Origin of the sequence: Pandoraea pnomenusa (assembly GCF_040391475.1) — a bacterium.
Lineage (GTDB): Bacteria > Pseudomonadota > Gammaproteobacteria > Burkholderiales > Burkholderiaceae > Pandoraea > Pandoraea pnomenusa_C.
Genome location: NZ_JBEBXS010000003.1, coordinates 128,090 through 153,516, shown reverse-complemented (window position 1 = coordinate 153,516; position 25,427 = coordinate 128,090). Strand labels below are relative to the sequence as shown.

Here is a 25,427-nt window from a genome sequence, read left to right as displayed (position 1 = left end):
ATTCTGTATATTTGCACAGTGTTTTCGCCGCCCGCCATGTCATCCATTACGCGCAAGATCATCCACTGCGACGCCGACTGTTTCTACGCTTCCGTCGAGATGCGGGACGACCCGTCGCTGCGCGGCATTCCGCTGGCCGTTGGCGGTCAGCCGGACCAGCGCGGGGTGGTCGCCACCTGCAATTACGAGGCGCGTGCCTTTGGCGTGCGCTCGGCCATGCCCTCGGCGCAGGCCGTCAAGCTCTGCCCCGAGTTGCGCATCATTCCGCCGTCGATGCAGCGCTATCAGGAAGCATCGAAGCGGATCATGGCGATCTATCGCGACTACACGGAGCTTGTCGAACCGCTGTCGCTCGACGAAGCGTATCTCGATGTCACGCAAAGCGAGCGTTGCGACGGTTCGGCCACGCTGATTGCGCGCGAGATTCGCGCGCGCGTGTCGGCCGAGGTCGGGCTGACGGTCTCTGCGGGCGTGGCGCCCAACAAGTTCATCGCCAAGATTGCCAGTGACTGGCGCAAGCCGGACGGCATGTTCGTCGTGCGTCCGGCGGAAGTAGATGCCTTCGTGGCCGTGCTGCCGGTCGAGCGTTTGTTCGGCGTCGGCAAGGTGACCGCGGAGAAGTTGCGCGCGTTGGGCGTGGATTCGTGCGGGGATTTACGAAGTCATTCGATGGCGGAACTCTCGGAGCGTTTTGGTGTGTTCGGCCAGCGCCTGTATGAGCGTTGCCGGGGCATCGACACACGCGAGGTCAGTCCGGATCGAGAGCGCAAGTCGATCAGCGTCGAGACGACCTATACACGCGACCTGCGCACGCTGGCGGACTGTGAGGCCGCGCTCGAACCACTGCTCCAGCAACTCGCCGAGCGCATTGCGCGGGCGCGCCGCAGCGAGCCGTTTGCGATCGCGAAGGTCTTCGTCAAGATCCGCTTCGCCGATTTCTCGCGCACGACGGCGGAAGCCGGCGCGCTTGGCGTCGATCCGCACCAGTGCCGCGAGTTGCTTGCGGAGGCCGTCGGGCGCAAGCGGCGTCCCGTGCGACTTCTGGGCGTGGGGGTGAGAATGCTGGAAGCGCAGGCGACGCGGCAATTGCGACTCTTCGACGACTGGGACGACGCGGGCAGCCTCACACCGCCATCGGCAGGTGATAATGCCGCATCACAGGCATGACACGCGCTGCGGGCGCCTAAAGGACAAAGGGGCGGGGTGAAGGATGGCAGAGATCACCGAGGTCACGTTGCGGCTTACTGCGGCCCTGATTCTGGGCGGCCTCGTCGGGCTGAACCGGAATCTGCATCACAAGTCGGTCGGCCTGCGCACGCTGGCCATCGTCTCGTTCGGTTCGGCGTTGTTCGTGCTCGCCGTTGTCCCGTTCCCGGGCTCGACACTGACCTACGACAGCACGTCGGTCAGCCGCGTAGTGCAGGGCATCGTGGCGGGGATCGGTTTTCTCGGCGCCGGGTGCATCATCCGGCCGAATCACGGTTCGTCGGTGCACGGTTTTACGACGGCCGCGGCACTCTGGAGCACGACCGGCATCGGCATCATCTGCGGCCTCGGTCGATGGCACATCGCGCTCGCCGCGATGGTGCTGCTGCTTATCGTGCTGGCGCTCGGCGGGCGGGTCGAAGCCCTCGTGCACCGGTGGCTGGGACACGACGAACCGCCGAAGGATACGACGGGCGCGGACGCGTCGGCGCCGCGTGCGCCCGACGACAAGTGACATCCATTTCGCGTGCGCTGAAGATGCACATCACGACCTCCTCGTCCTGAACGTCACGGACGCGATTTCTGCGGATTCCGAAGAAAAATGCCCGCCGAAGCGGGCAAATGACGTTGTCGCAGTACCCCCAAAAGGACGTAAGAGGGCGATTTCATTTTGGTCACCTGCGGGTTTTTCGCCAATCGGGGCTTGCCCGATTAGGGAAAGCACGTTCGGGAGACTACGTAAGGCCAACCCGAATCCGGTGCACAAATCCTTTAACGAAGCGCTCGCAACTCCGTGGCACGGGCGCGCGCAACGCGCAGTCCGTCGGCTTGCAGCGTGAGTGTGGCGGCATCGGCTTGCTGTGCTGCGTCCGAGCGCGAGGTGTACGTCACGATCGCCGCCTGACGCTCCCGATGGAAGCGTTCCGTGATCGGCGCACACTCGGTGGCGGCTTCGTCTGCCAGTCGCGTGGGGTCGGGCACCAGATTGACGTACCGGGCGACGTGGCCGTAGAGGCAAGTTCGATACTGGTCGGCCGCGGCATCGGCGGCCGCCAGATGACGCTCACGCAGCGTGGCGGCGTCGGGGGCCGCAGGCCGTGTGGCGGCAGCCCCGACTTGCGGTTTCGATGGGGTCGCACACCCCGTCACGAATAACGTCGCCGTCAGACAGATCAGGATGGCGGGAACGAGGCGCGAGGGGGCGGAAATCGGAAGCTTCCGAATCATGAGGTAATCGAGGCCGATGGCATAAAGTCCGCGATCTCGCTATGGTACGGGATTTGGCGGGCATGTCCCGCGAACCCTCGAAGACGGCGTGCGGTTGTCGCGCCGAACCGACATGAGCGAATTCCACAAAGGTCTGGTATGGCTGCGGCGCGATCTGCGCTGCACGGACAACGCGACGCTGGCCCAGGCGCTCGCGACGTGCGCCGAAGTTTACGTGGCATTCGTGTTCGACACGACGATTCTCGACGGACTGCCGCGCGACGACCGCAGGGTCGCATTCATTCATGACAGCGTGCGCGAGTTGGCCGACGCGCTGACGGCGGCCGGCGGGGCGTTGATTGTCCGGCATGGCGATCCGGCCCAGGAGATTCCGGCGCTGGCGAAGTCGCTCCGTGTCGAGACGGTGTTCGCCGGGCGCGATTACGAACCGGCGGCGGTGAAACGGGATCGCTCGGTGGCCCGTTCGCTCGACGCGATCGGCATCGGGTTCGAGGGCGTCAAGGATCACGTGATCTTCGAGATCAACGAGGTCCTGTCGGCACAAGGCGAGCCGTACAGCGTCTTCACGCCGTATCAGCGGGCATGGCTCAAGCAGGTGCGGCCGGTGGATCTCGCGCCGCATGGGCGCAAGGCCGATGTCAAGCGGCTGGTCGTCCCGCCACATGATGCGACGGGCGCGAGCGGCACGATGCCGTCGTTGGCGTCGCTGGGGTTCGACGTGCCGGCGTCGCGCCGGATGGTCGTGCCGCCGGGCGAGTCGGGCGCGCAGCAACTGCTCGACGATTTCCTGCCGCGCATGGCGCACTATCACGCGCGCCGCGACTATCCGGCGATGCGCGGGCCGAGCTATCTGTCCGTGCACCTTCGCTTCGGCACGATCTCCATCCGTACGCTCGCGCGTGAAGCGCATACTGCGATGTCGCGCGGTGGCGACGCCGGCAATGGCGCGCGAACATGGCTGAGCGAACTGATCTGGCGCGAGTTCTATTTCATGATCCTGCATCACCACCCGCATGTGGTCGGCAGGGCGTTCAAACCGGCGTATGACGCCATCGAATGGGCGAGCGGCAAGGCGGCCGACGCGGCCTTCCTTGCGTGGTGCGAGGGGCGAACCGGTTATCCGCTGGTCGACGCCGCGATGCGGCAGATCAATCAGACCGGCTATATGCATAACCGTCTGCGGATGGTGACGGCTTGCTTCCTGATCAAGGATCTGGGGATCGACTGGCGGCGCGGCGAAGCCTACTTCGCGCAGGCGCTCAACGACTTCGATCTGGCCGCGAATAATGGCGGCTGGCAGTGGGCCGCATCTACCGGGTGCGACGCGCAACCCTATTTCCGCATCTTCAACCCGGTGACGCAATCCGAGAAATTCGATCCGCAGGGGCGCTTCATTCGAAAGTACGTGCCCGAGCTGGCCCAATTGCCCGACAAGGCGCTGCATGCGCCGTGGCGGGCCGATCCGCAAACGTTGGATGAGGCCGATGTGGTGTTGGGACGGGATTATCCACAGCCGCTGGTGGCCCACGATGTCGCGCGTCAGGAGACACTGGCGCGATACGCCGTCGTGAAGACGCCCGGGACGTCAGGCAAGCCTCGTGCGCACGACGAAGGCGATGAGGCCGACTGATCCGCCAGTGTCGGGCGTTACGGCCGGTGCGTTCGCGAGATCTGCTGTCGTGCGGCATGCATTGCCGATCGGTGTATACCCCGGTCAACTTTTTTCGAAATCGTCCGTTGATACTAGTACGGCACGCAAGAGGCCTGGGCTTCGGTAGCGGTTCGCAGCGTCGGGGGGCGTTAGTGAGCGTCAGGGAGGAAGCAGTGATAACAACAATAGATGTGCATTAAAATGCTCGGACGCGCTCGAAAGTGCGCGATAGCGAGCGAGGGCAGGCCAAAACCACACGGGGAAGCTGAGAAATCCTCGGCCGCACAGACGGCAGCTTCGCAATACGGGGTTAGCGATGAGCGAGTGCCCGGGACATAGACGTTCCGGGCATTTTTTTATGCTTGCACCGGCGCTTGGCGGGCCGCCGTCAGACCCAGCACGATCCAGACGGCCAGATTGAACGGCAACGTGAAATATGGCCAGCCCACGGGGCCGAGCACGGCGCCCAACATTACGCAAAAGACGCTGGCCAATACGGCGCCACCGAAGCGCACGGACGGGCGACGCCCGAAAGCGCCGAGTCCGAGCGCAGCCAGGAAGGCATTGACGCCAATGCCGCCAGCTTGTCCGACACCCCCTGGCCAAGACACGGCAAGCGCCCAGATGGCCGCCCAAACGACGATCCCGGCGGCCAGTGCCCACAGCGTGGTGCGTACGTTCCAGAGCGTCAGCACGTACCAGGTGAGCAGCCCGAGCGCCAGCGGCGCGATGAACACCACCTGCCCCACGGAACAGAAGACAAAGCCTGGCGTGCCGGTGTCGCACGCGAATGCGCCGACACGCGGCGTCAGGGCCAGCCACGGCTGCACGGACCACGTGAGGGCCATCACGCCGACGAACGGCCCCGTCAGCGCTGGCCACCGGCGGCGCGCAAGTGCGGCGGTGGCAACGACCGTCATGCCGATGCAGACTGCGAGCCATGCGGCAAACGCCAACCCGGGCTGCCAAAGCACTCCGAACGCGACGCCGGTGAGCGCGGCGTTGTAGCCGAAAAGCCCGCTGCGTCGAGGTCCGGACGGCAACTGCAAAACCACCGCAATCGACGATGCGGCGGCACTTGCCGCCAGCCCCGTCACGGCCGCATGCCAGTCCGCGAGGGCGAGCACGGCGAACAGCCCCAACCCGATGCCCGCCGATGGGATGAAATAGATCTGGGCAAAGTTCGCCGCGAGCGCGGGCAACTCGTCGAGCAGCCAGCGCGCTGCCCCTTGCCGGGGTGTCAGGGCTGGCGGAACAGGGGCTGCAGGCAGGGACGGCGACGAGGATAAGCGCGACATGGCGGGCGAAGGTATGAACAGCGGCCGCCGGAGCTGCCGCAGGAGACACGCAGCCATGCCGGTTGGCCCGGTGCTGAACCGGGGCGCGACAGGCATGGTGCGAGCGTTGCGCGGGAGCTTACGCCGAACCGCGACCACCGGGCGTGTGCGCTGGTTATAGTCGGTATTTGACGGGGGGCTGCGGCCTGGGCCTGGGAGGACAGCGACGAGGAAGGGGGCGGCGTCGCACGTGTGCACGGGGTTGGGCGGCACAAAAAAGCAAAACCCGCGCACGACGGCGCGGGTTCGGTCCAGCGATCAGGCTACGGCGTGCTTACTTGCCGCCGCCCTTGGCCGGCTTCACGGCCCAACTGTCCTTGAGCGACACGATGCGGTTGAACACCGGTTTGCCCGGGACCGAGTCGTGACGATCGGCAACGAAGTACCCGTGGCGCTCGAACTGCACGCGGTCTTCCGGCGCGGCGCTCATCAGTCCCGGTTCGATGTAAGCCTGGGTCACATGCTTGGCGTTCGGATTGATGAAGTCGAGGAAGTTCTTCTCGCCCGCGTCCGGATTCGGATCGAGGAACAGACGGTCATAGATGCGCACTTCCGCGGCCAGCGCATGCGACGCGCTCACCCAGTGGATGTTGCCCTTGACCTTGTAGTTGTCTGCGCCCGGCGTGCCCGAACGGCTGTCTTCGAAGTAATTGCAGTGCACGGCGCTCACGTTACCGTCGGCATCGGTGTCGAAGCCCGTGCACTCCACCACGTAACCGTAGCGCAGGCGCACCTTGTTGCCCGGGAACAGACGGAAGAAGCCCTTGACCGGCTCGGCCTGGAAATCTTCGCGTTCGATCCACAGCTCGCGCGAGATCGGGAACGTGCGCATGCCGCGCTCGGGGAAGTGCGGGTGCACAGGTGCCTGACAGTCTTCGTGCTTGCCTTCCGGATAGTTGTCGATGATCAGCTTGAGCGGGTCGAGCACGGCTGTGGCGCGCGCCGCCTTCGGATCGAGATCGTCGCGCAGGGCCTGTTCGAGAATGCTCATGTCGATCCACGACGCCGACTTCGCCACGCCGATGCGCTCGCAGAACAGTTGCAGGCTCTCCGGCGAGAAGCCGCGACGACGCAGCCCGACGAGCGTGGGCATGCGCGGGTCGTCCCAGCCGTCGACGAACTTCTCGTCGACCAGTTGGCGCAGCTTGCGCTTGCTCGTGATCGCGTAGGTCAGTTGCAGACGGGCAAATTCGATCTGTTGCGGCGTCGGGCGCGTGAACATGCCCGCATCGGCCAGCTCGCCGAGCACCCAGTCATAGAACGGGCGCTGATCTTCGAACTCCAGCGTGCACAGGCTGTGCGTGATGTTCTCGATGGCGTCTTCGAGCGGGTGCGCGTACGTGTACATCGGATAGATGCACCATGCGTCGCCCGTGCGATGGTGATGGGCGTGACGGATGCGGTAGATCGCCGGGTCGCGCAGGTTGATGTTCGGCGAGGCCATGTCGATCTTGGCGCGCAGCACGTGCGTGCCATCGGCGAACTCGCCTGCCCGCATGCGGCGGAACAGGTCGAGGTTCTCCTCGACCGTGCGATTGCGGAACGGCGAATCCTTGCCCGGCTCCGTGAGGTTGCCGCGGTTGGCGCGCATGTCGTCTGCGCTCTGGCTGTCGACGTACGCCTTGCCGCGCTGGATCAGCATCTCGGCGCCCTGATACAGCTGCTCGAAATAGTCGCTCGCGAAGTAGAGGTGTTCCTTCTGCGGTGTCTGATAGCTGAAACCGAGCCACTTGACCATATCGATGATCGAGTCGACGTATTCGGTCTCTTCCTTCTCGGGATTGGTATCGTCGAAGCGCAGATGGCACACGCCATCGTAATCGCGCGCCACGCCGAAGTTCAGGCAGATGGCCTTGGCGTGACCGATGTGCAGATAGCCGTTCGGCTCCGGCGGAAAGCGCGTTTCGACGCGCTGGCCCCATTTGCCCGAACGGTTGTCTTCGTCAATGATGTTGCGGATGAAATTGGATGCCGCGTTCAGCTCTGTGCTCATGCCTGTCCAGTGTACGGTGTTTGACGAATATTCTACCGTACCGCACTGCACCACGGGCGAGCATCGATGCACGCCCCATGCGGCACATGCGCGGCCCGCTTGCCGCCCGGGTCAAGACTGCGCCGGGGCCGCCGGCGCGCCAATGCCCCGCACGCGCGAGGCACCGGCGCCGGGCGACGGTTACACCGTGGGCACTTGCGCCGTGCCGCGCTGGCCCGGCCAGTTCGCGTAGGACAGCAACCACAGGGAAATGATGTTCACGACCGGGATGAAGGCCAGAATGGTGAACCAGGGCGACAGGCCCAGGCGGGTCAGAATGCGCCAGACGGGAATCCCCACGAGTACGATAGCGACGAGCAAGCCAATAAGACTGGACATACGATATCTCCCGAAAGTCCCGCCGACGGCGGGCCGTGACCCAAGTATATAGCGTTGACATGACGGCACTTCCGCCGCCACGCAAGGATTGTCCTATCCTGAAAACACTGCCGGTCGCGCCGTCTTGCCGGTGGCTCCGTGAGTGACCCTTCAGGGAGGAGATCATGGAACTGCACCTTCACTCGCACCGCTATACGCACCGCTCGCCGGACTGGGCGGCTGCCGCCGTCGCAGGCTTTGTTGCCTGTGCCTTTTTCTCCGCCGTCGAAATGCTCATGGTGCTGATGGTCTCGGGCCAGAGTCCGTGGGTGCCGCCGCGCATGGTCGCGGCCATTGTGCTCGGCCCGGGCATCATCACGCAGCCGGCCACGTTCGATCTGTCCATTGTCGCGATGGCGCTCATCGTGCATGCGGCCATCGGCGTGGTGCTGGGCGTCGTGCTCGGCGCAATCGTCGCCCCGTTCCGTCTGGATTCGGACGTGGTGACCGTCTCGGTGGCGGGCGGCGTTTTCGGGCTGGTCGTGTACGCCGTCAATTTCTACGTGATGACGCAGCTCTTCCCGTGGTTCATCGACTCGCGCGGCTGGGCGATGGTCGCCGGCCACGTGGTCTTCGGCGCATTCGCCGGCTATATGTACTGGGTGCTGCGCCAGATCGACGATCGGGAGCCTGCCCCCTAGGAAATGGCCGCGGGATGCGGGTCGACGCGCTACGGTGCGCAGCGCGTCGATTTCTGCTATCATTCGCCAACTGCATTTATTTCCCCGTCATCTTCGGGGGCATTAGGCAGTTTCCCGTGGCATGCATCGCCGGGCAGGGGAATCTCCCCTTTCGGTGCTGTTCGACACACGACACGAAAACCATTACAGAAGTGTCGCGCGTCGCGCTATTGATTGCATGTCGCTTTGAACGCTTCGTCGTTCTCGCCGCCGTCCGGACCGGATGAGTGGCCACCGTTCCCCGAAACAGGAAGTCGTACAGCACGCCCGAGTTGCGCCTTGGTTTGCGCAACGCAGGTGATCGCATGGTCTTGCGTCATGCGATGCGGTTTGCCGCGCGGTACATCATCGGTGCTCGTCAGTCGGGTTTGTCGTATGTCAGTCACGCAAATGTCGCGTGTTTGTCACATTCGATCGATACGCTGCGTGCACTTCACGGAAACATTTGTGCGAGTTTGCACTCTCACCACCGTAAGCCGATTCGAGAGGGATAGTTATTCGTCAAATTTCAAGCAGTAAGAAGGATACAAAATGAAAACAACGCAATACCAAGAATTCCAGTACAGCGTCCATGCCGTCGAGCGCGACAATGCTCGCTGGGACGCCTACTACGAGATTCATCGTCCGACCCAGAAAGGTCTGGAAAAAGTGGGTGCCTACCAGGTGCAAACCGCTTATGGTTTCGCCACCCAGGTCAACGCCCTCGACGACGCCGAGCGCAACGCCCGTGCCGACATCGAGCAGGGCATCGTCTACTACCAGTAAGCCGGTTTTTCCCATCCCCCAGTGTGCGCGGTGCTGGCATCGTCGATTGGCGACGGTGCTATAGTCCCGCCTTTGCTACGCGAAGGCCGGGGAGTCGGGAATGGAATGGATGTGCAAGTCGTTCGATGAGCTGGGCGGCACGTTGCTTTACCGCATCCTGGCCGCGCGAAATGCGGTGTTCGTGGTGGAGCAGCAATGCCCGTATCAGGACATCGACGGACGAGACGCCCAGAGCCTGCACCTCATCGCGCAGTCGCGCGACGCCTCGAACCTGCCGCAGATTGCCGCCTATCTGCGGTTGTTGCCTCCCGGACTCGCCTACGACGAAGCGTCGATCGGTCGCGTGATCACGTCTGCGTCGCATCGCGGCACGGGCCTCGGGCGCGAGTTGCTGGCGCGGGCGGTGGCCATCGCCGAGGTGCAGTGGCCAGACGCCCTGGTGCGCATTGGCGCGCAGGCCCATCTGGAAGCGTTTTACGGCAGCTTCGGCTTTGTGAAGGCCAGCGAGCCGTATGATGAAGACGGCATCATGCATATCGAAATGCTGCGCGCGCCGGTGGCGCAATAGCGGCGTTGCCAGGCGCAAGCCGACTCGGAATTTTCGCAATTTCGGCAATATCGGCCGGGCCTGCGTGCCCGGCACTACAATATCTCCCATCGCAGTTCTCGCGTTTCCCGACACATGGCCTTGTACTCCATTACGGGCGCCCAATTGGCGTTCGGTCACGTGGCATTGCTCGACAATGCCGATTTTTCGCTCGAAGCCGGTGAGCGCGTCGGGCTTATCGGGCGCAATGGCGCCGGTAAGTCGTCGCTGCTCAAGATCGTCGCGGGCCTGACCTCGCCCGACGACGGGCTCGTCGCACGTCAGGCGGGCCTGCACACGATCTACGTGGCGCAGGAGCCGGAGTTCAACCCGGAGCACAGCGTTTTCGACGCCGTGGCACTGGGGCTGGGCGATCTGCACGGCTTGCTCTCCGACTACGATCACACGGCCGCCGCACTCGCCGACGCCCCCGACGGTGCCGAGCACGACGCGCTGCTCGCGCGTCTGAATACGTTGCAATCGTCGCTCGATGCCGCCGACGCATGGCAACTCAAGACGCGCGTCGAGACGACCATCGCGCAGCTCGGACTCGACGCCCATGCGCGCGTGGGCGCACTTTCCGGCGGGATGCAAAAGCGCGTTTCGCTGGCGCAAGCCTGGGTGGCCAAGCCCGACGTGCTGCTGCTCGACGAACCGACCAACCACCTGGACTTCGACGCCATCCGCTGGCTTGAAGAGCTGCTCATCGGCTACCGTGGCGCGCTGTTGTTCATTACCCACGATCGCAGCTTCCTCGACCGCGTGGCGACGCGCATCGTCGAACTCGATCGCGGACGCCTGCTTTCGTACCCGGGCAACTTCACGCAATACCAGGAACGCAAGGCGGCGCAACTCGAAGTCGAGCGCGTGGAGAACGACAAGTTCGACAAGCTGCTCGCGCAGGAAGAGGTGTGGATTCGCAAGGGCGTGGAAGCACGGCGCACGCGCAGCGTGTCGCGTATCGAGCGTTTGAAGACGATGCGCAACGAGCGTGCAGAGCGTCGCGAGATTCAGGGCAACGTGCGCATGGACGTTGCGCAGGCCGAGAAGTCCGGCAAGATCGTGGCCGAGTTGACCAACGTGACGAAGTCGTATGGCGGACGAATGATCGTGCGCGACTTCACGGCGACGCTCATGCGTGGTGACAAGGTCGGTCTCGTGGGGCCGAACGGCGTGGGCAAGACGACCATGCTCAAGCTGATCCTCGGTGAGATCGCGCCGGACAGCGGACAGATTCGCGTGGGCACCAACCTGCAGGTCGCGTACTTCGATCAGATGCGTGCGCAGCTCGATCCGGAGCGCAATCTGCTCGACACGATCAGCCCGGGCAGCGACTGGATCGAGATCAATGGCACGCGCAAGCACGTCATGAGCTATCTCGGCGACTTCCTGTTCTCCCCCGAGCGCGCCCGTTCGCCGGTCAAGTCGCTCTCGGGCGGCGAGCGCAACCGTTTGCTGCTGGCCCGCTTGTTCGCGCGCCCGGCCAACGTGCTGGTGCTCGACGAACCGACCAACGACCTCGACATTCCGACGCTCGAACTGCTGGAAGAACTCCTTGAGGAATACAGCGGCACGGTGTTCCTCGTGAGCCACGACCGCACGTTCCTGGACAACGTGGTCACGTCCGTGATCGCGGCCGAAGGCGATGGTCACTGGCGCGAGTATGTCGGTGGCTTCACCGACTGGCAGGTGCAGAGCGAACGTTCCGCTGCACTCGCGGCGCAGCGCGCGCCGGCCGAGGATGCGGTGAAGGAAGCGGCGAGCGCGCCCAAGCGCGGCACCAACCGCACCGTCAAGCTCAGCTACAAGGAACAGCGGGAACTCGACGGCCTTCCCGAGCGCATTGCCGCGCTGGAAACCGAGCAAAAAGAAGCGGCCGCGAAGATTGAGGACGGTTCGATTTTCGTGAAGGACCCCGCTGCGGGAGCGGCGTTGTCCGAACGTTTCGAAGCGATCGAACTGGAATTGCTCGAGGCGCTCGAACGCTGGGAAGTGCTCGAAGCCAAGCAGCGCGGCGAGGGCGCATAAGGTACGGGAGGTGCCGTGAGCGGCTTGCGCGTTGTCACTCGAACGCGCCGCGAGTGACAGTACAATAGGCCGCGATTCATCGGGCGTTGCCCGCGCCGGACGGACGTTGCCGGACGCAGGGCGCGCCTTAAGTGCCCATTATGTGGGCGCCGCAACTCAAGTTGTTGATCCGGCGTCACTTTTGTCATGTGTTAATGGGTTTTCCCCGTGGTTGTCCACAGGAAATGTGGATAATCGCCCGCGACGAACCCTCATTCAGTCACGCTATGTCGAAAAAAAATTCGCCCGCCCAGTACAGCGAAGCGTCCATCAAGGTTCTGAAGGGCCTTGAGCCGGTCAAGCAGCGCCCGGGCATGTACACCCGTACCGAAAATCCGCTGCACATCATTCAGGAAGTCATCGACAACGCGTCGGACGAAGCGCTTGGCGGCTACGGCAAGCAGATTCTCGTCACGTTGAACAAGGACGGTTCCGTGAGCGTCGAGGACGACGGTCGCGGTATTCCCGTCGGCATTCACCCGGAAGAGGGTGTGCCGGTCGTCGAAATCGTGTTCACGCGACTGCACGCGGGCGGCAAGTTCGACAAGGCCGCCGGCGGCGCTTATACGTTCTCGGGTGGCCTGCACGGCGTTGGCGTGTCGGTGACGAATGCACTGGCAACGCGTCTGGCCGTGACGGTCTGGCGTGACGGACAAATCTCCGAACTCGAATTCGCCGACGGCGGCAATGTCAATGTGGCGTTGCATTCTCGCCCCGCACCGCGCGGCGAGAAGAAGAGCGGCACGCGCGTGACCGTGTGGCCGGACACCAGGTATTTCGACAGCCCGACACTGCCGCTGGGCGAACTGCAACGTTTGCTGCGCTCGAAAGCGGTGCTGCTGCCGGGCGTGCGCGTCACGCTGCGCCAGGAAAAGAACGGCGAAGAACAGACGTGGTTCTACGAGCACGGCCTGCGCGGCTATCTCGTGGAGTCGCTGAACGGCGCCGAGCCGTTGATCCCGCTGTTCGAGGGCGAACGTTTTGCCGACGGCAGCGAAGACAGTTTCGCCGAGGGGGAGGGCGCGGCCTGGGTGGTGGCATGGACCGAGGACGGTGCGCAGGTGCGCGAGTCTTACGTCAACCTGATTCCGACGCCGGCAGGCGGCACGCATGAGTCGGGCCTGCGCGAAGGCCTGTTCCAGGCCGTTCGCGGTTTCATCGAATTGCACAATCTCCAGCCCAAGGGCGTGAAGCTGTTGCCTGAAGATGTGTTCTCGCGCGTGTCGTTCGTGCTGTCGGCCAAGGTGCTCGATCCGCAGTTCCAGGGGCAGATCAAGGAGCGCCTGAACAGCCGCGACGCCGTGCGTCTGGTCTCGTCGTTCACGCGTCCGGCACTCGAGCTGTGGCTCAATCATCATGTCGAGCATGGCAAGAAGCTTGCCGAACTCGTGATTCGTCAGGCGCAGGCGCGTACGCGCGCCGGCCAGAAGATCGAGAAGAAGAAGAGCTCCGGCGTGGCCGTGCTGCCCGGCAAGCTGACCGATTGCGAGACGGAAGACATCACGCGCAACGAGCTGTTCCTTGTCGAGGGCGACTCGGCGGGCGGCTCGGCGAAGATGGGGCGCGACAAGGAGTTTCAGGCGATTCTGCCGCTGCGCGGCAAGGTGCTGAACACGTGGGAGACCGAACGCGACCGTCTCTTCGCAAACAACGAAGTGCACGACATCGCGGTGGCGATCGGCGTCGATCCGCACGGTGCGAACGACACACCCGACCTGTCGAATCTGCGCTACGGCAAGATCTGCATTCTTTCCGATGCCGACGTCGACGGTTCGCACATCCAGGTGCTGTTGCTCACGCTTTTCTTCCGCCACTTCCCGCAGTTGATCGCGAAGGGGCACGTGTATGTCGCGCGCCCGCCGCTGTATCGCGTGGACGCGCCGGCGCGTGGCAAGAAGCCGGCGCAAAAGCTCTATGCCCTGGACGAGGGTGAGCTCGAAGCCATTCTCGACAAGTTGCGCAAGGACGGTGTGCGAGAGACGGCCTGGTCGATCAGCCGCTTCAAGGGCCTTGGCGAAATGAGCGCCGCGCAGCTGTGGGAAACGACGATGAACCCCGATACTCGCCGGTTGAGCCCGGTGTCACTCGGCGGTCTCGACTTCGACGCCACGGTGGCACGCATGAACATGCTCATGGGCAAGGGCGAAGCGGCGCAGCGTCGTAGCTGGCTCGAAGCCAAGGGCAATGAAGTGGAAGCGGACATCTGAACGCGTTTTTCGATGTCGTTCCAATGACGGGAGCCTCACGTACGGCCTGATGCACGGCCTAACGAGCGTGAGTGCTCACATGATGGGATAATCCAACCTTCACCCTACCGGGAGTCGCGTTATGTTGCGTTCTATGCGTTGCATTGTCGTGCCCGTGATGTTGGCGGCGGCCAGCGCCGTCGCCGTGGCACAGTCGGCTCAGCCCCGCGTCTTCTTCGTGACGCCAGCCAATGGCGCAACGGTGACGAATCCGGTAGTGGTCAAGTTCGGCGTCGAGGGGATGGAGATCAAACCGGCGGGCGACATGACGCCCAATACCGGTCATCACCATCTCATCATCGACGGCGATTCGATTCCGGCAGGTCAGGTCGTGCCCACCGACGACACCCACCTGCATTTTGGCAAAGGCCAGACCGAGACGACTGTCAATCTGACGCCCGGTGATCACACGTTGACGATGCAGTTCGCCAACGGGGCACACCAGTCGTACGGTCCGGCGATGAGCCAGACGATCAAGGTGCATGTCAAAGGTCAACAGTAATACCGTTTCGACGGCGGATCGCCGCAGCGCGCTTCGCCGAAAGTTCTCTCTGCGCGCTCTCGCGGGCCCCGCGTTGGCAGCCACGCTGCTTGCCGCGACGCCCCTCGCGCACGCCGAACTCTATGGGTACGTCGACGAGAATGGCGTTGCCCATCTCGCCGCGCGCAAGCTCGACGCACGCTATCGTCTCGTACTGGGCTCGGGCGGCAACGTCGATATGGGCGCGCCGCAGGGCGGGGTGGTCAGCGGTGTCGACCGGTCGCGTCTGTACGATGCGCTGGCCCGTCATCCCAACCTCAAGACCCTGGCGCCGGTAATCGCACAGGCGGCGAAGCAGTTTCACGTCGATGCGGCGTTGCTCAAGGCGGTGATCGCGGCCGAGTCCGGTTTCGACAGCGCGGCCGTCTCGCCCAAGGGCGCGGTGGGTCTCATGCAGGTTCTCCCGGCGACCGGCGAGCGTTACGGCGTTCGTGCCGATGCGCGACGTACGGTGGCCGACAAGCTCACGGATCCCCAGATCAATGTGCTGACCGGTGCCCGCTATCTGCGCGATCTGCAGGCCCGATACCCCGATCGCCTCGAACTCGTGCTCGCGTCCTACAACGCAGGCGAGGGCGCCGTCGCCCGTCACGCCGACCAGATTCCTCCCTATCCCGAGACACGCGACTACGTTGCCGCCGTGCTCGAACTCTACCGGCGCTTCAACCCCGATGCCCCTGCGGGCATCACGGCCGGTACGCTGCGCGCCAGCGGCGGTCAGGGCAAGGTCGGCAATGCACGCGTGACGGGGTCGCGCGATGGGCGTATCCACGTCATTCTCGGCGCACCGTCCGGTCTGCCCGTCGTGCCTGCTACCATGCCGAACGCGTCGATGCGTGAGTCGGCGCCGGCACTCTCCTCCGTGCCGTCCACAGACTGATATACCCCCCGGAATTTTCCGAAACGCCCCCGCGTTTGCGCTGATTCCGGCTTCCGAAATTCCGAAATCGTGCCTTGCTTTGGCATTCGGACGCGTTTTTGCCGAAATGTGCCAGCGAGCTTGGTATGATCTCGCGGTCAACGTCTACCCGAACACTCGTCAAACGTTCGCAGCAAACCCACAGGTTTTATGGAACAAGTAGAAGATCTCTTTACGCAACCGTCGGATGACGACACGCTGACGCTCGGCGCGTATGCCGAGCGCGCTTATCTCGATTACGCCATCAGTGTGGTCAAGGGCCGGGCATTGCCGGACGTCTGCGATGGCCAGAAGCCGGTGCAGCGCCGGATTCTGTTCGCCATGAACGAAATGGGCCTCGCGGCCGACGCCAAGCCGGTGAAGTCCGCTCGCGTGGTCGGCGATGTGCTCGGTAAATTCCACCCGCACGGGGATCAATCCGCCTACGACGCGCTGGTGCGTCTCGCGCAGGATTTCTCGATGCGCTATCCGCTGATCGACGGGCAGGGCAACTTCGGCTCACGCGACGGCGACGGCGCAGCGGCCATGCGTTACACGGAAGCGCGCCTCACGCCGATCGCCAGACTGCTGCTCGACGAAATCGATGCCGGCACGGTGGATTTCGTGCCGAACTACGACGGTTCGACCCAGGAGCCGCGCCTGCTGCCCGCGCGCTTGCCGTTCGTGCTGCTCAACGGTGCTTCGGGCATTGCCGTGGGGCTGGCGACGGAAATCCCGTCGCATAACCTGCGTGAAGTCGCCTCGGCCGCCGTGGCGCTGATCCGTAATCCGAAGCTCGACGATGCGGAGCTGATGACGCACGTGCAGGGTCCGGACTTCCCGGGCGGCGGCCAGTTGATTTCGAGCGCGGCGGAAATTCGCGCCGCTTACGACAGCGGCCGCGGCAGTCTGAAGGTGCGTGCGCGCTGGAAGATCGAGGAAATGGCGCGCGGCCAGTGGCAGGCGGTGGTGTATGAACTGCCGCCGAATACGTCGGGTCAGAAGGTGCTCGAGGAAATCGAGGAAATCACCAACCCGAAGGTCAAGCTCGGCAAGAAATCGCTGACCCCCGAGCAGCAGAACCTCAAGCAGTCGGTCCTCGGCATGCTCGATACGGTGCGCGACGAGTCGGGCAAGGACGCTCCGGTGCGTCTGGTGTTCGAGCCGAAGTCGAGCCGCATCGACCAGCAGGAATTCATCACGATGCTGCTCGCGCACACGAGCCTGGAGTCGAGCGCATCGGTCAACCTCGTGATGGTGGGCGCCGACGGACGTCCGGCACAGAAGTCGCTGCGCGAAATCATCACCGAATGGATCGGCTTCCGCTTCGAGACGGTCACGCGTCGTTCGCGTCATCGACTCGGCAAGGTCGACGACCGCATCCATATTCTCGAAGGGCGGATGATCGTCTTTCTGAATATCGACGAAGTCATCCGCATCATTCGCGAATCGGACGAGCCGAAGGCCGCCCTGATGAGTGCGTTCAAGCTGAGCGAGCGTCAGGCGGAAGACATTCTCGAAATTCGCCTGCGTCAGTTGGCGCGACTCGAAGCGATCAAGATCGAGCAGGAGCTTGTCGCGCTGCGTGACGAGAAGGCGAAGCTCGAGGAGCTGCTCGCCAACGACAGCACGATGAAGCGCCTGATCATCAAGGAAATCGAAGCCGACGCGAAGCAGTTCGGCGACGAGCGTCGCACCCTCATTCAGGAGGAAAAGCGTGCCGTTGCCGAGGCGCGCGTGATCGACGAACCGGTCACGGTGGTCGTCTCGTCCAAGGGCTGGGTGCGCGCGCTCAAGGGCCACGGCCTGGACGCGCAGGGCTTCTCGTTCAAGCAGGGCGATTCGCTGTATGGCGCATTCGAGTGCCGTACCGTCGATCCGTTGATCGCATGGGGCAGTAATGGCCGCGTGTATTCGGTGGCGGTGGCATTGCTGCCGGGCGGGCGTGGCGACGGGGTGCCGCTCACCTCGCTGATCGAACTCGAATCGGGCTCGCGCCTGCTGCACTACTACGCCGCGTCGGGCGAGCAGCCGTTGCTGCTGGCGACCTCGGCAGGCTTCGGTTTCACGACGAAGTTGGGCGACATGGTCAGCCGCGTGAAGGCAGGCAAATCGTTCATGACGATCGACGAGGGTGCGGAGCCGTTGGCGCCGACGCCGATCTGGCAAGGGGCGAGCGCGGTGGCGTGCCTGTCGAGCGATGGACGTCTGCTCGTGTTCGGCATGGACGAAATGAAGTCGCTCACCGGCGGCGGGCGTGGTGTCACACTCATCGGACTGGAGGCCAAGCAGACGCTCGTGTCGGCGGTGCCGATCAGTGAGGCCGGTGTCATCGTCTTCGGTGAAGTGCGCGGTGGCAAGGAGCAGTCGGAGACGCTCTCGGGCGCTTCGCTGGCCCCGAACATCGGCAAGCGTGCCCGCAAGGGGCGTGCGCCGGGCGTCAAGTTCGCCACGTTCAAACCGCGTTCGCTCGCGCCGGTACTGCCGGCCGCGCCTTCGGCATCCTGACGGGAGTCACGCATGAGCGTTTATGCCTTCAGCCTTTTCCTGCATCTGGTGAGTGTCGCCGTCTGGATTGGCGGGATGTTTTTCGCGCTGGCGTGTCTGCGTCCGGCGTCTTCGGAGCTCTCGCCGCAGCAACGGCTGCCGTTGTGGGAGGCGGCGTTCACGCGCTTCTTCACGTGGGTGGGCGTCGCGATCGTCGTGATCCTGCTCTCGGGCGGTCACATGATGCTCGGCATGGGCGGACTGCATGCGCGCTGGCCCGTGCATGCGATGGCGGGCGTTGGCGTGGTGATGATGCTGGTCTTCGGGCACATTCGCTTCGCGCTGTTCCCGCGTCTGCAGCGCGCGGTGCAGGCGCAGTCGTGGCCGGACGGCGCCGCAGCGGTCAACGGCATTCGCCGTCTGGTGATCCTTAACCTGGTGCTAGGTATCGTCGTGATCGGCTTAGCGGCGTCGCTGCGAGGCTGAGCGAGCCGAGCGGCGGCACCTCGGGTGTCACGGCAGCACGGGTGTCACGGCGCCACGGCATCACGGCGCCACGGCGCCACGGCACCACGGCACCACGGCACCACGGCACCACGGCACCACGGCACCACGGCGCCACGGCACCACGGCATCACGGCATCCGGGGCACCACGGCGTCCAGGGCGGCGCTCGACGGGAGCCCGCACCGGGCGCGGTGTCATGAGGCATCCTGACGCGTCCTGAGGCGTTCCTGATGCGTCGTAAGCGAGCCGGTCAGACCTCTGGCTGGCTCGTCACATCGAGATGTCCGGCAACTTCGCGACACATCGCAACGAAGGCCTGCACGAGCGGACTGGCATCGTCACGGCGCTTCGCCAGCAGCAACGGTGTATGGGCGTCGGGCTCGCTCAACGCCATGAACCGAACCCCCTCGATCTGAATACAACGCACGGCTGCGGGCAGAACTGCCACGCCCAGTCCGCTCGCCGCGAGCGCGACGATCGTCGTCGACTCGCGCGCTTCCTGCACGACTCGGGGGGCGAAGCCGGCACGCTCGCACATCCGGCGGATCTTGCCATCCACCGCCGTGCCGACATCGGGCGGATGCATGATGAACGCCTCGTTCGCCAGATCCGCAATCGACAGACGCGTGTGGTTCGCCAGGGCATGCCCCTGATGCAGCACGACGACCAGTCTTTCGTCGATCAATGTCTCGAAATGCAAGCCGGCCACAGGCGGCGCGTCCTCCGCCTGACGCAGCAGGCCAATGTCGAGCGTGCGCTCCGCGAGCGCGTCGCGCTGGCGTTCCGACGGCGATTCGCTCAAGGTCAGCGTCACCCGCGGATACCTTTGTCGATAACCGGTCAACACGCGCTTCATCAGGTTGGTCATCGGGGCCGACGTGGTGAACGCGATGCGCAGTTCCCCCGCGTCGAGACCGGCGATTTGCTGCACTTCCAGACGCGCCGCTTCGGCATCGGCCAGGATCTGGCGGGCGCGCACGAGAAACGCCCGTCCGGCCGTCGTCAGGAAGACCCGACGCTGCGAACGTTCGAACAGTGTCACGCCCAATTCCTCTTCGAGGGCACGGATCTGCATCGACAGCGGTGGCTGCCCGATGTTGAGCTTCTCTGCCGCGCGGCTGAAATGCAGCTCTTCGGCAACCGTCACGAAGTAACGCAGGTGGCGCAGTTCCATGCATCTATCCTTGCTCGATGTCGATTGATTTGTTTTATATATGGAAATGTCGCTTAAATATATATTGGACGTAGGGTAACGGCAAACCTATCATTCGGCGTATACATTTCACCCTTGGCCCGCGTGAGGCGGGCCAATGTCATGGCAACAACGAATTCCCTTCCGCTTCCCAATGCCGCGAGCGCGGCCGGCGCATCGGCCGCCAAGCTTCCGGCGGGCGTTTCGCGCGGCACGCGCGAGTACGCCGTCATCAGTCGGGCGCTGTTCTTCGGTGGCTTCTCGACGTTCGCGCAGTTGTACTGCATGCAGTCGCTGCTGCCGCTGCTGACCACCACGTTCGGCATTTCACCGGCGCAAGCGAGTTGGTCGGTTTCGGCGGCCACGATGATGATGGCGCTCGGTTTGCTCGTGACCTGCGTCGCCGCCGATCGCGTGAGCCGCAAGCGGATGATGACCATCGCGTTGTTGAGTTCGTCGGTGCTCACGCTGGCGAGCGCGTTTTCCACCAACTTCGAGACGGTCGTGATCCTCGGCGCGCTCAAGGGGCTGGCCCTTTCCGGGCTGCCGGCCATCGCAATGGCCTACCTGAGCGAAGAGATCGACCCGCGGTCGCTGGGCATGTCGATGGGCTTGTACATCGGCGGCAACATTCTGGGCGGCATGGCTGGCCGGGTGCTCTCGGCGTTCGTCGCGGACATGTTTTCGTGGCGTGTGTCGGTGGCGGTGATCGGTCTTGTCTGTCTCGCCATGGGGCTGGAGTTCGCCCGGAGCCTGCCGCATTCACGCCGTTTCACTCCGCGTCATATGACGGTGCGCGAAGCGCTGGGCCACGCGCGTCGCCATCTGGGGGACCCGGCGCTGCTGGGGCTGTATCTGTTCGCAGGGCTGATGATGGGCAGCTTCGTGAGCGTCTACAACTATCTGGGATTCCACCTTTCCGCGCCGCCGTTTCACCTGCCGCATGCGGCCATCGGTGCGATCTTCGCGATGTACCTGATCGGCGTGGTCGGTTCGTTCATCGCGGGGCCGCTCTCCGACCGCGTGGGCCGTGCGCGCTTGCTGTGGGTACTGGTCGCGCTGTCGATGGTGGGGCTGCTGACCATGCTCGCGCCGAAGGTGCTCGGTGTGGTGATCGGTCTGGCGATCTTCACATTCGGCTTTTTCGGCGCTCATACGGTGGCGAGCAGTTGGGTCGGACGTCGCGCCACCGAGGGCCGGGCGATTGCGTCTGCGCTGTATCTGTTCTTCTACTACCTCGGGTCGAGCCTGCTCGGCAGCTACTCCGGCGTGATGCTCAAGTCGCACGGCTGGCATGGCGTGATTGCCTTGCTCGCCGTGGCCGTCGTGATCTCGCTGGGCGTGGCGATCGCCATGCGTCGTGCCTACGCCAACGTGAGCGTGACGCCGCGCTGATCGAACGCGAAGTCGGGCGTCGCTCGATAGCAAAACAGCCACCCGAGGGTGGCTGTTTTTCATTGCGAGAGCGCAGGGGATGATGCGTCCCTTCCTGCCGGCCGCGCCCCGCAGTACGCGGTTCTTTGGTGCCCCGACGCGTCAGGCCACTTCAGCGATCAGCTCGATCTCGACGCAGGCGTTCAGCGGAATCTGTGCGACGCCGAAGGCCGAGCGGGCGTGCTTGCCAGCGTCGCCGAACACTTCCGCGAGCAGTTCCGACGCACCGTTCGTCACCAGATGCTGCTCGGTGAATTCCTGCGTCGAATTGACGAGGCTCATCAGCTTCACGATGCGCTTGACCTTGTTCAGGTCGCCGGTGTGGGCGTGCAGCGTGGCGATCAGCTCGATGGCGACGGCGCGTGCGGCAGCCTTGCCCTCGTCGACGCTGACGTCCTTGCCGAGCTTACCCGTCCAGATCTTGCCATCCTTCTTCGGCAGATGGCCCGAGAGGAACACGGTGTTGCCGGTCTGGGCGCTCATCACATAGGCGGCAGCGGGCGCACCTGCGCTCGGCAATTCGATACCCATTTGCTTCAGTTTGTCGTAGACGGACATGTACGGCTTCCTTGCAGATTCGTTGATTCGGACCTGCCGATACGTGCGTCGCCGGATCGGCCGGTAAGGCAGTTGCAGATGGCTGGAAACGCGCTGGCCCGACGCATGCCGGGCCAGCGCGAGAGCGAGCGTCGGATCAGGCCGCGCGACGCGGAAGGGCGTCGGCGATAAGCGCACCGAGGCGCGCCACACCCACCTCGATCTTCTCGGGCGGCACCGTCACGAACGACAAACGCAGCGTATTGGCTTGCGGGGTGTCGACATAGAACGGCGCCCCGGGCACGAACGCCACATTCTGGGCAATCGCTTTCTCCAGCAATTGCATGGTGTCGATGCCGGCGGGCAATGTCAACCAGATGAACATGCCGCCTGCGGGCGTGGTCCACGTTGCGTCGGCCGGCATATGCCTGGCGAGCGACGCGAGCATGGCCTGCGCCTGTGCCGCGTACAGCGTGCGGATCGACGGGATGTGCGTGTCGAGGAAGCCGTCTTTCACGACCTCGTAGGCGATGCGTTGCGTGAGGCTCGGCGTATGCAGGTCGGCTGCCTGTTTGGCCTGCACGAGCTTGGCGATCACGGCACTCGGGCCGATGATGAAGCCCAGGCGCAGGCCCGGCGCCATCACCTTCGAGAACGAGCCCATGTACAGCACGTGCTCGGGTGCGAGCGACATCAGGCTCGGCAGACGCTGGCCTTCGTAGTCGAGTTCGCCGTACGGGTCGTCTTCGATGATCGCCAGCCCCTCGCGCTTTGCCACGGCGGCGAGGGCCTCGCGGCGCGCCATCGGCAGACGGCGTCCGGTCGGGTTCTGGAAGTTCGGCATGGCGTACAGGAAACGTGCACCGTTTACCCGTTCCGGCGTGAGCGCTTCGGGCAGCAGGCCGTGATCGTCCGTGGGCACCGGCACGTACTTCGGCGCGAACAGCGAGAACGACTGGAGGGCGCCGAGATAGCTCGGGGCTTCGACCAGCACGCGGCTGCCTTCGTCGATGAAGATCTTGCCGATCAGGTCGAGGCCTTGCTGCGATCCGGTGGTAATCAGCACGTTCTCGGGCGCGAGCGTGAGGCCGTCGCGCGAGTAGCGCTTTGCGATCCATTCGCGCAGCGGCGCGAAGCCTTCGGTGGCGCTGTACTGGAGGGCGGCTTGCGGCGAATCGGTCAATACGCGCTCGGCGGCGGCGCGCATTTGCGCCACCGGGAACGTGGCGGGCGAGGGCAGGCCGCCGGCGAAGGAAATGACCTCCGGGCGCTCGGTGACCTTCAGAATTTCGCGAATGGCCGAGCTGGTCAGATTGCGGGCGCGTTCCGAATATTGCCAATCATGCATGATGATCTCGCTTTTTTTGATGGTGCGGCCTTTCCGTGTGGCCGCGAGTGTCGGACGATGCGGGTGCCGCAGGCGTGAGGGCAGGTGCAATCGTCTGGGGGGAGACGTGTGGCGGCGCAGGGATCGCGTGCGCCGCCGCGCGTCGTCAGACCGGTTTGCCCGTGAGTCGCGAGGCGCCGATCTTCATGTTCTTGCCGAGTGCGATCGTCATGACGACACCGGCGGCGAAAAGCCAGGTGACCGCGTCGACCTGTTCGCCGAAAAAGAGGGCGGACAGCGCAATCGTGAAGAAAATCTGAAGCAATTGTACTTGGCCTACGCGTGCGATTCCGCCCATGGCGAGGCCCGCATACCATGCAAAAAAGCCGATGAATTGCGAGAACAGAGTGACGTAGGCGAATGCACCCCACGCCTTGCCGCTGACCGGCCACGGCTGGTGCCAGGCGAGCCAGCCGACGGGCAGCAGCAGCACCGGTGCCGACACGACGAGTGCCCAGCAGATGACTTGCCAGCCGCCCATTTCGCGGGCGAGCTTGCCGCCTTCGGCATAGCCGAGTGCACCGATGACGACGGCGAGCAGCATCAGGCCGTCGGCCGCATGCAGGGTGCCGCCTCCGGCGCGCAGCGCGAAGGCGATGACCAGTGCGCTGCCGATGAGCGCGCAGCCCCAGAAGCCGCGCGACGGCCGTTCGCCGCCCAGCCAATAGGCGTAGATCGCGACGAAGAACGGCTGCAAACCATTGACGACCGCGCCGTGCGAGGCCGGGATCGTCTTCATCGCCCAGGCGGAGAAGACGGGGAACGCGATGATGACGCCAAGCGAGGTGATGGCAAGGCTCTTCAACTGGCGCAGCGTCGGCCATGTCTCGCGGCGCCACCACAGCAGCGCCCCGGCGAAAACCGCGGCCACGAGCGCGCGACCCAGCCCGTTGAGCAGCGGGTTGACCTCCGCCACGACGATGCGCGTCATCGGCAACGTCAGACTGAAGATCAGCACGCCGATCAATCCGATCAACATGCCTTGGGATTCGCGCGAATTCATGGTGTCGCCTCGTGTGTCTCGTGGGGTGCGCCGCCCGCCATGCGTTGTGCCGGGCGTGGGGTGTTTCGGGGCCCTAGCGCAAGGTGCGCGGACCGTCGGGGGTGTCAAACTCCGCCGCAAGCGACGGCTCGACCAGCGTATCTTCAATGTTGACGAGCGCGTCTGCGCCCAGCCACTGCAATTGTTCGTTGATCGTCGCGGCCTGCGGGTGAAAGCCGCGCAATGTCGTGACCGCGCAGTCCGAGGACGGCAGCGCATCGGACGGATGCTGCAGCGAGTCCCACTGGATCAGCGTGGGCAACAGGCCCTGACCTGCGCCCTGCCATGTGGGCAAGCTGCCGTCATCGGGCACCCCGATCTGCCACGTCAGCGCACCGCGTTGCATGGCGATCGCCGGTGCGAGTCGCTGCGGGTACTGCGCCTGCCAGCGCGGCAACGAGCGCGGGCGATCCACACGTGCCACCCAATGCGCGAGATACGGGCCACGCGCGAGGCGTGCCTGCACGGCGGGGTCATCCAGACCGAACCAGCGCGGGCGAGCCGGCGGTGGCGCTTCCGGATCGATCGCAATGATCTCCAGATACACGCCACCCCACAGCCCCAGCAGACTGTTGTGCGTGCCCATGCGGGCGTGCTTGCCGCCGCGTTGCGGCACGACGTCCGTCAGCCCCAGTTGCTCGACGACGTGCGCTTCTCCCGCCTCCAGCGTGGCGGCGGCGATCACGAGATGGTCCAGTTTCAGGGCTTGAGGTGCAGACATAATGGGTTCACGCGGCAAAACCGATAGCTTACTCCGCCTCGCGCGGGTATCGCGCTGATTTGGCGTTGACGACGCGTCTACGGGCCGGATGGCGACCGGGCGGTAGCGCCTTAGCCGCGCGACAGCCGCGAGACGGTACGGTTCGTCAGGCGCGCGGCGATATCACGCCACACGAGACGCCAGCCGGGCCGGCGCGCACGCGGGACTCGCGGGCTGCCCGACGCCGATAGCGTTTGCGCAGGCTGGCTCACGCGCAAACGCGCGCCTTCCTGCCAGGTGCCGAGCCACACACGTTGACCGGCACGCATCTCGAAACTCTCCCCGGCGTGCAGCCAGTGGTCGATGGGCTCGCCCTCCACCGTGACCCACAGCAGTCCCTGCAATACGTGAAGCGATTGCGGGAAGTCGGCAGCCGGGCTCTGCCAGAAGACGGTCTGTCCCCGGTCCAGTTCGAAGAGTCGGATTTCACGCATGGCGGTCTCCAGTTGAGAGGACACTTTATCGGTT

The 25,427-nt window shown here is 64.4% G+C and carries 24 protein-coding genes; 13 read left to right on the top strand and 11 right to left on the bottom strand.

Translation table 11 applies throughout. The annotated features are described in order from the left end of the window. Positions 1–36: 36 nt before the first annotated feature. The gene (gene dinB / locus ABWO90_RS04855; protein ID WP_353190071.1) at positions 37–1,167 is read left to right on the top strand and encodes a DNA polymerase IV; all 1,131 of its coding nucleotides are present in this window, start codon (positions 37–39) and stop codon (positions 1,165–1,167) included. Between the two features lie 43 nt (positions 1,168–1,210). Further along, positions 1,211–1,720: an MgtC/SapB family protein gene (locus ABWO90_RS04850; RefSeq protein ID WP_353190070.1), complete on the top strand. Its 510-nt coding sequence runs from the start codon at positions 1,211–1,213 to the stop codon at positions 1,718–1,720. A 257-nt stretch (positions 1,721–1,977) separates the two neighbouring features. On the opposite strand, the gene ABWO90_RS04845 is transcribed toward ABWO90_RS04850, so the two are convergent. Next, positions 1,978–2,433, bottom strand: a complete 456-nt coding sequence (locus ABWO90_RS04845) for a hypothetical protein (protein ID WP_353190069.1) — start codon at positions 2,431–2,433, stop codon at positions 1,978–1,980. Positions 2,434–2,545: 112 nt separating this feature from the next. On the opposite strand from ABWO90_RS04845, the gene ABWO90_RS04840 reads away from it, so the two are divergent. Next, positions 2,546–4,063, top strand: a complete 1,518-nt coding sequence (locus ABWO90_RS04840; RefSeq protein WP_353190068.1) for a cryptochrome/photolyase family protein — start codon at positions 2,546–2,548, stop codon at positions 4,061–4,063. Positions 4,064–4,440: 377 nt separating this feature from the next. Here the strand turns inward: ABWO90_RS04840 and ABWO90_RS04835 are convergent, their stop codons facing one another. The 3 genes from ABWO90_RS04835 to ABWO90_RS04825 form a co-directional block, all read right to left on the bottom strand. Then, the gene (locus ABWO90_RS04835) at positions 4,441–5,382 is read right to left on the bottom strand and encodes an urea transporter (protein ID WP_353190067.1); all 942 of its coding nucleotides are present in this window, start codon (positions 5,380–5,382) and stop codon (positions 4,441–4,443) included. A 313-nt stretch (positions 5,383–5,695) separates the two neighbouring features. Continuing rightward, on the bottom strand, positions 5,696–7,414 hold the full coding sequence (locus tag ABWO90_RS04830) for a glutamine--tRNA ligase/YqeY domain fusion protein (protein ID WP_353190066.1): 1,719 nt from the start codon (positions 7,412–7,414) through the stop codon (positions 5,696–5,698). A 180-nt stretch (positions 7,415–7,594) separates the two neighbouring features. Further along, positions 7,595–7,792: a hypothetical protein gene (locus tag ABWO90_RS04825; RefSeq protein ID WP_353190065.1), complete on the bottom strand. Its 198-nt coding sequence runs from the start codon at positions 7,790–7,792 to the stop codon at positions 7,595–7,597. 164 nt (positions 7,793–7,956) lie between these two features. Between ABWO90_RS04825 and ABWO90_RS04820 the strand changes: the two genes are divergently transcribed. The 9 genes from ABWO90_RS04820 to ABWO90_RS04780 all read left to right on the top strand — a co-directional run bounded on the left by ABWO90_RS04820 (position 7,957) and on the right by ABWO90_RS04780 (position 18,587). Then, the gene (locus tag ABWO90_RS04820) at positions 7,957–8,472 is read left to right on the top strand and encodes a hypothetical protein (protein WP_353190064.1); all 516 of its coding nucleotides are present in this window, start codon (positions 7,957–7,959) and stop codon (positions 8,470–8,472) included. 570 nt (positions 8,473–9,042) lie between these two features. Continuing rightward, positions 9,043–9,276 (top strand): hypothetical protein, encoded by a 234-nt coding sequence (locus tag ABWO90_RS04815; RefSeq protein WP_353190063.1) that lies wholly within the window; start codon positions 9,043–9,045, stop codon positions 9,274–9,276. Between the two features lie 100 nt (positions 9,277–9,376). Next, the gene (locus ABWO90_RS04810) at positions 9,377–9,844 is read left to right on the top strand and encodes a GNAT family N-acetyltransferase (protein ID WP_353190062.1); all 468 of its coding nucleotides are present in this window, start codon (positions 9,377–9,379) and stop codon (positions 9,842–9,844) included. 114 nt (positions 9,845–9,958) lie between these two features. Next, the gene (locus ABWO90_RS04805) at positions 9,959–11,890 is read left to right on the top strand and encodes an ATP-binding cassette domain-containing protein (protein WP_353190061.1); all 1,932 of its coding nucleotides are present in this window, start codon (positions 9,959–9,961) and stop codon (positions 11,888–11,890) included. Positions 11,891–12,156: 266 nt separating this feature from the next. Next, entirely contained in the window at positions 12,157–14,136 is a 1,980-nt protein-coding gene (locus ABWO90_RS04800; RefSeq protein WP_353190060.1) for a DNA topoisomerase IV subunit B, read from the top strand. 121 nt (positions 14,137–14,257) lie between these two features. Beyond that, complete coding sequence (locus ABWO90_RS04795; protein ID WP_353190059.1) at positions 14,258–14,677, top strand: DUF4399 domain-containing protein; 420 nt, start codon at positions 14,258–14,260, stop codon at positions 14,675–14,677. Further along, entirely contained in the window at positions 14,658–15,596 is a 939-nt protein-coding gene (locus ABWO90_RS04790; RefSeq protein ID WP_353190058.1) for a lytic transglycosylase domain-containing protein, read from the top strand. Before ABWO90_RS04795 ends, ABWO90_RS04790 begins: the two co-directional genes overlap by 20 nt. Positions 15,597–15,785: 189 nt before the next feature. After that, entirely contained in the window at positions 15,786–18,122 is a 2,337-nt protein-coding gene (gene parC / locus ABWO90_RS04785) for a DNA topoisomerase IV subunit A (RefSeq protein WP_353190057.1), read from the top strand. Between the two features lie 12 nt (positions 18,123–18,134). After that, positions 18,135–18,587, top strand: a complete 453-nt coding sequence (locus ABWO90_RS04780; RefSeq protein ID WP_353190056.1) for a CopD family protein — start codon at positions 18,135–18,137, stop codon at positions 18,585–18,587. Positions 18,588–18,631: 44 nt separating this feature from the next. Here the strand turns inward: ABWO90_RS04780 and ABWO90_RS04775 are convergent, their stop codons facing one another. Both ABWO90_RS04775 and ABWO90_RS04770 read right to left on the bottom strand, forming a co-directional pair. Further along, positions 18,632–18,805, bottom strand: a complete 174-nt coding sequence (locus ABWO90_RS04775) for a hypothetical protein (RefSeq protein ID WP_353190055.1) — start codon at positions 18,803–18,805, stop codon at positions 18,632–18,634. 52 nt (positions 18,806–18,857) lie between these two features. Then, entirely contained in the window at positions 18,858–19,781 is a 924-nt protein-coding gene (locus ABWO90_RS04770; protein ID WP_353190054.1) for a LysR substrate-binding domain-containing protein, read from the bottom strand. 141 nt (positions 19,782–19,922) lie between these two features. Here ABWO90_RS04770 and ABWO90_RS04765 point away from each other — a divergent pair, with 141 nt between their 5' ends. Then, complete coding sequence (locus ABWO90_RS04765; RefSeq protein ID WP_353190053.1) at positions 19,923–21,194, top strand: MFS transporter; 1,272 nt, start codon at positions 19,923–19,925, stop codon at positions 21,192–21,194. 141 nt (positions 21,195–21,335) lie between these two features. On the opposite strand, the gene ABWO90_RS04760 is transcribed toward ABWO90_RS04765, so the two are convergent. The 5 genes from ABWO90_RS04760 to ABWO90_RS04740 all read right to left on the bottom strand — a co-directional run bounded on the left by ABWO90_RS04760 (position 21,336) and on the right by ABWO90_RS04740 (position 25,393). Then, positions 21,336–21,791 carry a RidA family protein gene (locus tag ABWO90_RS04760; protein WP_353190052.1) on the bottom strand — a complete coding sequence of 152 codons (456 nt, stop codon included), beginning with the start codon at positions 21,789–21,791 and terminating at the stop codon, positions 21,336–21,338. 136 nt (positions 21,792–21,927) lie between these two features. Beyond that, positions 21,928–23,118, bottom strand: coding sequence for an aminotransferase-like domain-containing protein (locus tag ABWO90_RS04755; RefSeq protein WP_353190051.1), 1,191 nt, complete (start codon positions 23,116–23,118; stop codon positions 21,928–21,930). A gap of 145 nt (positions 23,119–23,263) precedes the next feature. Then, positions 23,264–24,160 (bottom strand): DMT family transporter, encoded by an 897-nt coding sequence (locus tag ABWO90_RS04750; RefSeq protein ID WP_353190050.1) that lies wholly within the window; start codon positions 24,158–24,160, stop codon positions 23,264–23,266. A 73-nt stretch (positions 24,161–24,233) separates the two neighbouring features. Next, positions 24,234–24,920, bottom strand: coding sequence for a VOC family protein (locus ABWO90_RS04745; RefSeq protein WP_353190049.1), 687 nt, complete (start codon positions 24,918–24,920; stop codon positions 24,234–24,236). A gap of 110 nt (positions 24,921–25,030) precedes the next feature. Next, the gene (locus tag ABWO90_RS04740) at positions 25,031–25,393 is read right to left on the bottom strand and encodes a DUF2917 domain-containing protein (protein WP_353190048.1); all 363 of its coding nucleotides are present in this window, start codon (positions 25,391–25,393) and stop codon (positions 25,031–25,033) included. Positions 25,394–25,427 lie beyond the last annotated feature (34 nt).

Coding starts and splice junctions, on each gene's coding strand:
- dinB (WP_353190071.1), top strand. CDS start 37: ATGTCATCCATTACGCGCAAGATCATCCACTGCGACGCCGACTGTTTC.
- ABWO90_RS04850 (WP_353190070.1), top strand. CDS start 1,211: ATGGCAGAGATCACCGAGGTCACGTTGCGGCTTACTGCGGCCCTGATT.
- ABWO90_RS04845 (WP_353190069.1), bottom strand. CDS start 2,433: ATGATTCGGAAGCTTCCGATTTCCGCCCCCTCGCGCCTCGTTCCCGCC.
- ABWO90_RS04840 (WP_353190068.1), top strand. CDS start 2,546: ATGAGCGAATTCCACAAAGGTCTGGTATGGCTGCGGCGCGATCTGCGC.
- ABWO90_RS04835 (WP_353190067.1), bottom strand. CDS start 5,382: ATGTCGCGCTTATCCTCGTCGCCGTCCCTGCCTGCAGCCCCTGTTCCG.
- ABWO90_RS04830 (WP_353190066.1), bottom strand. CDS start 7,414: ATGAGCACAGAGCTGAACGCGGCATCCAATTTCATCCGCAACATCATT.
- ABWO90_RS04825 (WP_353190065.1), bottom strand. CDS start 7,792: ATGTCCAGTCTTATTGGCTTGCTCGTCGCTATCGTACTCGTGGGGATT.
- ABWO90_RS04820 (WP_353190064.1), top strand. CDS start 7,957: ATGGAACTGCACCTTCACTCGCACCGCTATACGCACCGCTCGCCGGAC.
- ABWO90_RS04815 (WP_353190063.1), top strand. CDS start 9,043: ATGAAAACAACGCAATACCAAGAATTCCAGTACAGCGTCCATGCCGTC.
- ABWO90_RS04810 (WP_353190062.1), top strand. CDS start 9,377: ATGGAATGGATGTGCAAGTCGTTCGATGAGCTGGGCGGCACGTTGCTT.
- ABWO90_RS04805 (WP_353190061.1), top strand. CDS start 9,959: ATGGCCTTGTACTCCATTACGGGCGCCCAATTGGCGTTCGGTCACGTG.
- ABWO90_RS04800 (WP_353190060.1), top strand. CDS start 12,157: ATGTCGAAAAAAAATTCGCCCGCCCAGTACAGCGAAGCGTCCATCAAG.
- ABWO90_RS04795 (WP_353190059.1), top strand. CDS start 14,258: ATGTTGCGTTCTATGCGTTGCATTGTCGTGCCCGTGATGTTGGCGGCG.
- ABWO90_RS04790 (WP_353190058.1), top strand. CDS start 14,658: ATGTCAAAGGTCAACAGTAATACCGTTTCGACGGCGGATCGCCGCAGC.
- parC (WP_353190057.1), top strand. CDS start 15,786: ATGGAACAAGTAGAAGATCTCTTTACGCAACCGTCGGATGACGACACG.
- ABWO90_RS04780 (WP_353190056.1), top strand. CDS start 18,135: ATGAGCGTTTATGCCTTCAGCCTTTTCCTGCATCTGGTGAGTGTCGCC.
- ABWO90_RS04775 (WP_353190055.1), bottom strand. CDS start 18,805: ATGACACCGCGCCCGGTGCGGGCTCCCGTCGAGCGCCGCCCTGGACGC.
- ABWO90_RS04770 (WP_353190054.1), bottom strand. CDS start 19,781: ATGGAACTGCGCCACCTGCGTTACTTCGTGACGGTTGCCGAAGAGCTG.
- ABWO90_RS04765 (WP_353190053.1), top strand. CDS start 19,923: ATGGCAACAACGAATTCCCTTCCGCTTCCCAATGCCGCGAGCGCGGCC.
- ABWO90_RS04760 (WP_353190052.1), bottom strand. CDS start 21,791: ATGTCCGTCTACGACAAACTGAAGCAAATGGGTATCGAATTGCCGAGC.
- ABWO90_RS04755 (WP_353190051.1), bottom strand. CDS start 23,118: ATGCATGATTGGCAATATTCGGAACGCGCCCGCAATCTGACCAGCTCG.
- ABWO90_RS04750 (WP_353190050.1), bottom strand. CDS start 24,160: ATGAATTCGCGCGAATCCCAAGGCATGTTGATCGGATTGATCGGCGTG.
- ABWO90_RS04745 (WP_353190049.1), bottom strand. CDS start 24,920: ATGTCTGCACCTCAAGCCCTGAAACTGGACCATCTCGTGATCGCCGCC.
- ABWO90_RS04740 (WP_353190048.1), bottom strand. CDS start 25,393: ATGCGTGAAATCCGACTCTTCGAACTGGACCGGGGACAGACCGTCTTC.